The 7,086-nt window shown below is 71.4% G+C and carries 7 protein-coding genes and 1 pseudogene; 3 read left to right on the top strand and 5 right to left on the bottom strand.

The window, feature by feature from the left end:
• Positions 1-465, top strand: a pseudogene (locus VHK87_RS09525) (hypothetical protein); the annotation flags it as partial.
• Between the two features lie 30 nt (positions 466-495).
• Here VHK87_RS09525 and VHK87_RS09520 read toward each other — a convergent pair.
• From VHK87_RS09520 to VHK87_RS09505, 4 genes are all read right to left on the bottom strand, one after another.
• Positions 496-1,074, bottom strand: coding sequence for a polymer-forming cytoskeletal protein (locus tag VHK87_RS09520; protein ID WP_329634662.1), 579 nt, complete (start codon positions 1,072-1,074; stop codon positions 496-498).
• Entirely contained in the window at positions 1,055-2,212 is a 1,158-nt protein-coding gene (locus VHK87_RS09515; RefSeq protein WP_329634661.1) for a M23 family metallopeptidase, read from the bottom strand. The genes VHK87_RS09520 and VHK87_RS09515 overlap by 20 nt, the downstream gene beginning before the upstream one ends.
• 256 nt (positions 2,213-2,468) lie before the next feature.
• Positions 2,469-2,945: a peroxiredoxin gene (locus VHK87_RS09510; RefSeq protein ID WP_329634660.1), complete on the bottom strand. Its 477-nt coding sequence runs from the start codon at positions 2,943-2,945 to the stop codon at positions 2,469-2,471.
• A gap of 19 nt (positions 2,946-2,964) precedes the next feature.
• Entirely contained in the window at positions 2,965-4,311 is a 1,347-nt protein-coding gene (locus VHK87_RS09505) for a hypothetical protein (RefSeq protein WP_329634659.1), read from the bottom strand.
• A 92-nt stretch (positions 4,312-4,403) separates the two neighbouring features.
• On the opposite strand from VHK87_RS09505, the gene VHK87_RS09500 reads away from it, so the two are divergent.
• Both VHK87_RS09500 and VHK87_RS09495 read left to right on the top strand, forming a co-directional pair.
• Positions 4,404-5,399: a glycosyltransferase family 2 protein gene (locus VHK87_RS09500; protein WP_329634658.1), complete on the top strand. Its 996-nt coding sequence runs from the start codon at positions 4,404-4,406 to the stop codon at positions 5,397-5,399.
• On the top strand, positions 5,396-5,806 hold the full coding sequence (locus VHK87_RS09495; protein WP_329634657.1) for a GtrA family protein: 411 nt from the start codon (positions 5,396-5,398) through the stop codon (positions 5,804-5,806). Before VHK87_RS09500 ends, VHK87_RS09495 begins: the two co-directional genes overlap by 4 nt.
• A 214-nt stretch (positions 5,807-6,020) precedes the next feature.
• Here VHK87_RS09495 and tyrS read toward each other — a convergent pair whose 3' ends face one another.
• Positions 6,021-7,085 (bottom strand): tyrosine--tRNA ligase, encoded by a 1,065-nt coding sequence (gene tyrS, locus VHK87_RS09490; RefSeq protein WP_329634656.1) that lies wholly within the window; start codon positions 7,083-7,085, stop codon positions 6,021-6,023.
• Position 7,086: the final 1 nt, after the last annotated feature.

The raw sequence follows: 7,086 nt of genomic DNA, 5'->3' as shown, positions 1-7,086 counted from the left end.
GCCGAACATCTCGCCTCGGTGGGCCTGCTGGCCCCTGGCGCAAATCGCGACGCCGTCGCCTGCACCTGGGCCGACACCGAGGCGGGCGCAGCGGCCGAGCTCAAGAGCCTGACCACCCTCGGACCGGACAACGACCCGCAGGTGAAGTTCGTGACCCTCGACTGGCGGGGCCGGGACGTCGGTGATCGGACGCCCTGGGAGGTGGATCCGAGCATCCAGGCGCTCAACCGCGAGATCAGCGACCGCAACGCGGCCGCGCAGGCGCGGGAAGAGGCCGCCAAGGCCAAGTATCAGGCCGACCTGGCCGCCTTCGAGGCCCAGCAGAAGGCCTACCGCGACGCCGTCGCGGCTACTGAAGCGGAAGCGGCGCGGCGGAAGGCTCAGTACGAGGCCGACCGCGCCGCCTGGCAGGCCCAGGTCGCGGCCTGCACCGCCGGCGACCGTAGCGCCTGCGCCAAGCAATAAGGTCCCTCCCCAGAGGGGAGGGAAGGAGAGTCAGCTCGCGACCGCTTCCGGCCGGGTGATCGGCTTGTCGGCGGGCTTTTCGACCGCGCGGGGGCCGGTGACGGCGGCGGGGGCGGCCTGGCGCTGGAACTTCAGCGAGCGGCCTTGGAAGAAGGCGCCTGCCTCGATGGCCAGTTGCTCGTGGGTGACGTCGCCGTCCACGTGGGCGCTGGAGGCCAGGCGGATCTGCTTGGCGGTCACCGCGCCGACGATCTTACCGCGCACCTCGACGGTCTCGGCGGTGATAGTGCCTTCGATGTGGCCGCTGTCGCCGATGGTCAGGCGCGTGACGCGGACCTCGCCGCGGATGGTGCCGTCCACATGCAGCTCGCCCTCGGCGGTGATGGCGCCTTCCAGCGTCATGTTCTCGGCGATCAGCGATGCGGCGACGGGCGACTTGCGTAGGTTGTTCGAGAGGTTGTCGGTGAGAGCCACGGGAACGCTTTCCGGTTTGGGGGCGGGATCGGCCGCGGGGGCCTGGGCGGAGGTGACGGTGGAGACAGCCGGCGGCGCCATTGTGGCGGTCGGCTGCGGCGGGGCGGCGGGTGGTTTAGCTGGCTTGCCGAACATGATCCCCTGCTTTCAGGTAGCGGTCTGGGTTCTGGGCGCGTCCGTTGACCCACACTTCGTAGTGCAGGTGGACGCCGGTGGAGCGGCCGGTGGAGCCCATGGCTCCGAGCCGCTGGCCGAGCACGACTCGCTGGCCCGGCTTCACCGAGATGGCGGCGAGGTGGGCGTAGCGGGTCTTGAAGCCGCGGCCGTGGTCGACCTCGACGGTGTTCCCGTACCCGGACCGCTGGCCGGTGAACGACACCACCCCGGGCGCGGTGGCGGCGATCGGGGTCGCCAGCGCCCCGCCGAAATCCAGGCCCGAGTGAAAGGCCGGCCGACGGGTGAACGGGTCCATGCGGAAGCCGAAGCCGCTGGAGCGGCTGGTGGCTGTGGGGCGGGCCAGCGGCAGGGTCTGCGCGGCGTCGGTCAGGGCGGTGGCCTCGGTGAGGCTCTCCGCCGCGCGCTGGATGCGTCCGGCGAAGGCCTCGTCGACGTCGAGCAGGGCGGCGAGGGCCCGGGAATCCTTGGCCTCGATCAGCGGCCCACCCAGCGAGCCCGGCGGCGGGGCGTAGCTGTCGGGGCTGAGGCCGGCCATGCGGAAGGCCAGCTTCAGCCGCTCGGCGCGGGTCTTGGCGTAACCTTCGGCGGCGGCGACCAGCTGGTCCTGCGAGAGGCGGACGAGCTCGACCCGGTCGACGGGATCGGTCTGGCGGGCTGCGGCCACCTTGTTCAGCGCCGGCGCGAGCGCCTGGGCCGCCCCGGGCGCGCCTTTGACGTCGGTGAGCAGCAGGGCGAGCGCGGCGTGGCGGTTCTCCACCGAGGCGGCGAGCTCGGCGACCGAACCGCTCTCGGTGTTCACCTGGGCGTAGAGGGCGTCGAGCCGGGCCTGGCGGTCGGCGATCAGCCGCTCGTAGCGGGCCTGGGTGCGGGCGATCTCGGCCTCGGCCTCCGAGGGGCTGACCCAGCTGACCAGCAGGGCGGCGGTGGCGATTCCCATCCACAGCGCCGCGCCGGCCACAACGCCGGCCAGCGCCAACTGCCGTTGGGTGGTGAGTACGAAGGCCTGCATCTGCCCGCCGGTGCGCACATAGAGGTGGCGTTCCGGGAACATCGCCTCGAGGGAGCGGTAGAAGCGCGCCAGGCGGGAGAGACTCATCGCGTCGGAGGACCTTCGCTGTGGAGGCCCGCAAGGTATGCATGTGTTAAGCGACTCCCGGCAAGCGCCAGGGCGCCGCGGGGCCGCGTGCCAAGCTTGGCCACAGTGTCGCCGCAGCCGTTAATCCGCCGGCGGGCAGGGCGTTTCCCTTCGGCGAGGCAACCTCGCGTTCGCCGATCGGCGACCGGCGCGGAGCGTGGGTCCCCGCGGATGCGGCGTCAGGCCGCGATTTTGCGGCGGCTTTGCGGCAGGCGCCTCACGCGGCGGTGGTGAGCCCCTGAACGGCCTTCAGCACCTCTTGGGCGTGGCCCGGGACCTTCACCTTGCGCCATATCCGGCGGATCACGCCCTTCCCGTCGATGAGGAAGGTGGAGCGGTCGGTGCCCATGTACTTGCGGCCGTACATGCTCTTCTCGACCCAGGAGCCGTAGCGCTCGACGACCGCGCCCTCCGGGTCGGAGCCGAGGGGGATCGAAAGGCCGTACTTTTCGACGAACTTGCCGTGGCTCTTCACGCTGTCCTTGGAGACGCCCAGCACCGCCGCGCCGGCCTTCCGAAACTCGTCCGCCAGAGCGGAGAAGTCCTGCGCCTCCTTGGTGCAGCCGGTCGTGTCGTCCTTCGGATAGAAGTAGAGGACCAGGGGCCTGCCGGCGAAGTCGGCCAGCCGGATCGGGCCCGCATCGCCCTGCAGTTCGAAGTCCGGCGCCTTGGCGCCTTCGGTCAACTCGGTCATGGGTGCCTCCGCCCGTGACCTAGCGCGGCGGCGCGATGCGGTTCAAGTGGACCTCGCGCCGATAAAGGCCGGCGGCGTCCATCCTGGCGTGCATGGCGCGCGCATGCTCCAGGTTCGGGTGGACGCGGGAGAGCATCTCGGGGCTGGTGCGCCCGGCGCGGAAGTCGGCCATCACCTGCCGCTGGGCGTCGGAGATCCGGATCAGGCTGGCGCCCATCACCGCCTGCTGGGCGAGCATGAGCCCGGCGGCGGCCACCGCGGCGGCTTCCGTCAGCCGGGGCCGGGCGCGCCAAACGCGGGCGGCGTAGGGCGCGGCGAAGATAACGAAACCGGCGTGCAGCGGCACGAGCTGGGCTTGATAGCGGACGGGGACGTTGGACGGCTCATCGAGGCCCGTCCGGCCGAGCGCCGCCATCAGCGCGGCGCCGAGGGAGTAGAGGATGAGCCGGCTCGCCAGCCGCTCGCCGCGCGGCGCGTCCGGGCCGCCCCGGAACAGCACGATGGCCGCGCCGGCCAGGGCGACGCCGAGGCCGAGCACCCACCCGTAGCTCGGCGCGATTCGGGTCCAGGGCAGGGCGAGGAAGCTGAGCGCCAGCTGGACGGCGGCGATGAAGTCCGCAGGCGACCACTCCAGCGGGCTCTTGGCGCCGGTTCCGCTCTGGCCCGAGGCGTAGAGGCCAATGTAGGCGGCGGCCGCGGCGACGAGCAGGGCCAGCCAGCGGCGGTCCTGGCCGCTGCGCAGCGCGCCGTAGATCAGCACCGGCCAGACCGCCAGGCCAACGCCGTTGCCCAGCGGGGCGGCGGCGGCGGCGAGCAGGGCGGCGAAGTGGCGGGGCTTCAGGCCCGTCTTCACCTGTTCCGGCTCGGCGAGCGCGATCGCGACGACGACGAAGAACAGGGTGTGCACGTACTGGGCGTTGATGTGGATGGTGGCGTCCGGGATCACCGCGCCCAGCAGCGCGAACATCGCGGCCAGGGAGCCGGCGGCCAGGCCCATCGGCGGCGGCGCGGTCTGCGCTGCCTCGCGCCCCAGCACGGCGGCCGCCCCGACCAGCGCCAGGAGCGTCACCGCCAGGAGCAGCAGGCCGCTGGCCCCGAAGAACCGGATGTCCAGGTCCATCAGCCCGAAGGTGGTCACCAGCCGGTGGAAGTTGTGCGGGATCAGCAGGTACTGATCGAGCGGCAGCCCGTCCCGGTAGTTGAGGTAGCGAAACACCCAGTCGAACATGTCCGAGTAGGGCTGCAGCACCGTCGTGCGCCAGGCGATGTAGCCGGACAACAACAGATAGGCGGCGAGCACGCCCGCCAGCCCCGCCCGCGTGAGGCGGCTGGTCTTCACCCCGGTCTCGGCCGGCGCCTGCGACATCTCCACTCGCTGCTCCCGAATTGCTGCTTGTGCGAACCGCCCGATGATGGGAGGGCGGCGTCGGCGGGTCGGCCGCGAGGCAGGGGTGTCGCATGGATTCTTCGGAAGGGGGAGCAGCCGCCAAGGCCGCGTCCGGAGCGCAGCAGCGCTCGCGCCGGGGCGCGACGCTGTCGGTGATCGTCCCGATGCACAACGAGGAGGCCGTGCTCGGGCCGCTGTTCGAGCGGCTGGACGAGGTCCTGCCGAAGGACGTGGCCGTCGAGATCGTCTGCGTCGACGACGGCAGCCGGGACGGCACCGCCGCGGCCCTGGCGGCCCGCGCGGCGGTCGACCCGCGCCTGCGCGTCCTGCTGCTGGCCCGCAACTTCGGCCAGGAGGCGGCGCTGACCGCCGGGCTGGAGGCGGCCGACGGCGACATGCTGGTGCTGCTCGACGCCGACCTGCAGGACCCGCCTGAGCTGATCGGGGAGTTCATCGCGCTTTGGGAGCAGGGCTACGACGTCGTCTACGGCATCCGCGCCGACCGCAGCCGGGACGGTTTCTTCAAGCGCTCGACCGCGGGGATGTTCTACCGGCTGTTCAACGCCCTCTCCGACGTGCCCATCCCCCCCGACACCGGCTCGTTCCGGCTGGTGGACCGCAAGGTCGTCGAGGCCCTGAAGGACCTTCCGGAGCGGACCCGGTTCCTGCGGGGCCTGTTCACCTGGGTCGGGTTCCGCCAGGTGGGCGTGCCCTACGTGCGGCCCGAGCGGGTGGCCGGCGCCACCTCCTACGGTCTTGCGCGGATGTGGCGGCTGGCGGTGGACGGGCTGACCTCCTTCACCACCGCGCCCCTGCGGATCTGGACGGCGGTGGGGCTGGCGCTGGCGGGCCTGGCCCTGCTCTACGCCGGCTACACGGTCCTGAAGGTGCTGATCTATGGCCGGGAGGCGCCCGGCTGGGCCTCACTGATGGTCGTCATGCTGTTCGGTTTCGCGGTGCAGATGATCGCCTTCGGGGTGCTCGGGGAGTACGTCGGGCGGCTGTACCAGGAGGTGAAGGGGCGGCCGATCTACCTGGTGCGCGAGAAGATCGGCTTCGACCGGTGAGCCGGCCGCTGGCGCCTCTGCTGCAACTGGTCCGCCAGGGCGCGGTGTTCGGCGCGGTGGGCCTGGCCGCCACCCTGACACACGTGCTGATCGCGCTGGCGCTGGAGGGCCTGGCAGGCGTCGAGGCGCTGCTCGCCAACCTGATCGGCTACACCTGCGGGATCGGCGTCTCCTACCTGGGCCACGCGCGGCTGACCTTCGGCGCGCCCTCGCGGAACGCAGCCCAGTTCGCCCGCTTCCTGGCCGTGACCTTCTTCGGCCTTGGCCTCAACCAGCTGATCGTCTGGGTCTGCGTGCACCGGATCGGCTGGCCGTTCTGGGCGGCGCTGGTTGCGGTGGTGCTGCTGGTGCCGGGCCCCACCTTCGTGCTCGCCAAGCTCTGGGCGTTCCGGCGGCCGTCGGCTTGATGGCGCGCTAACTCCCCCGCGAAGCGGCGGGAGGGGGACCACGGCCGAAGCCGGCGGAGGCCGGCTGAAGAGCGCGTGGTGGAGGGGGCAGGCCACACACGCAGGCGAAAGTCATCCTCCACCGCACCCCAGCAGCACGAGCGGCGGAGCAGGCGGCCCGCCCCCTCCACCGCCCGCTCCCGCCGCTTCGCGGGCGAGGTAGAGACCGCGTTCCCTAGACCGGCTTCACCAGCACGATCTTCTTCTTGCCGGCGGCGAGCTTGACGACGCCGTCCACCAGGTCGGCGGTGGTGACGTTGCGGCTCGCGTCAGCCTCGGCCTTGTCGTTGACCCGCAGGCCGCCGCCCTGAGCCAGGCGCCGGGCCTCCGAGCGGGAGGCGGCGAGGCCGGCGTCGGCGGCCAGGGTGGCCAGCGGCACGCCTTCCTCCAGCGCGGCGCGCGGGACCTCGATCGTCGGCAGGTCTGCCGAAAGGGCGCCCTGTTCGAACGCCTTCTCAGCCGCCTCGCGGGCGGTGTGGGCCGCATCCGCCCCGTGCAGCAGGGTCGTGGCCTCGTCCGCGAGCCGCTTCTTGGCCTCGTTGATGTCCGCGCCCTGGAGCTGTTCCAGCTGCGCGATCTCGCCCGGCTCCAGGTCGGTGAACAACCGCAGGAACCGGCCCACGTCCGCATCCTCGGTGTTCCGCCAGAATTGCCAGTAGTCGTAGGGGCTGCGCATGTCGGCGTTCAGCCAAACGGCTCCGCCCACCGTCTTCCCCATCTTTTGGCCGGAGGCGGTGGAGAGCAGGGGAGTGGTTAGCCCGAAGGCCGGCTTCTGATCGACGCGGCGGATCAGCTCCACCCCGTTGACGATGTTCCCCCACTGATCCGAGCCGCCCATCTGCAACAGGCAGCCGAACCGGCGCTCCAGCTCCAGGAAGTCCACCGACTGCATCAGCATGTAGTTGAACTCGAGGAACGTCATCGGCTGCTCGCGCTCGAGCCGCAGCTTGACGCTCTCGAAGCTCAGCATCCGGTTGATCGTGAAGTGGACGCCGTATTCGCGCAGGAACTCCACGTAGCCGAGCTTCTCCAGCCAGTCGGCGTTGTTGACCATCACCGCGTCGGTGGGCCCGTCGCCGAAGGTCAGGAACTTGCCGAAGGTGGACTTGATGCCGGCGATGTTGGCGGCGATCTGCTCGTCGGACAGCAGCGGGCGCGACTGGTCCTTGTCGGTAGGGTCGCCGACCTTAGTGGTGCCGCCGCCCATCACCACGATCGGCTTGTGGCCCGACTGCTGCAGC

The organism is Phenylobacterium sp., assembly GCF_036263695.1.
Taxonomy (GTDB): Bacteria; Pseudomonadota; Alphaproteobacteria; order Caulobacterales; family Caulobacteraceae; genus Phenylobacterium.
Note: the sequence above shows the minus strand (reverse complement) of the source record. Positions and strands in the feature narration are given on the sequence as shown.

Bases quoted from the DNA above. Each gene is read 5' to 3' on its own strand.
- VHK87_RS09520 (WP_329634662.1), bottom strand. From the start codon at position 1,074: ATGTTCGGCAAGCCAGCTAAACCACCCGCCGCCCCGCCGCAGCCGACC.
- VHK87_RS09515 (WP_329634661.1), bottom strand. From the start codon at position 2,212: ATGAGTCTCTCCCGCCTGGCGCGCTTCTACCGCTCCCTCGAGGCGATG.
- VHK87_RS09500 (WP_329634658.1), top strand. From the start codon at position 4,404: ATGGATTCTTCGGAAGGGGGAGCAGCCGCCAAGGCCGCGTCCGGAGCG.
- VHK87_RS09510 (WP_329634660.1), bottom strand. From the start codon at position 2,945: ATGACCGAGTTGACCGAAGGCGCCAAGGCGCCGGACTTCGAACTGCAG.
- VHK87_RS09505 (WP_329634659.1), bottom strand. From the start codon at position 4,311: ATGTCGCAGGCGCCGGCCGAGACCGGGGTGAAGACCAGCCGCCTCACG.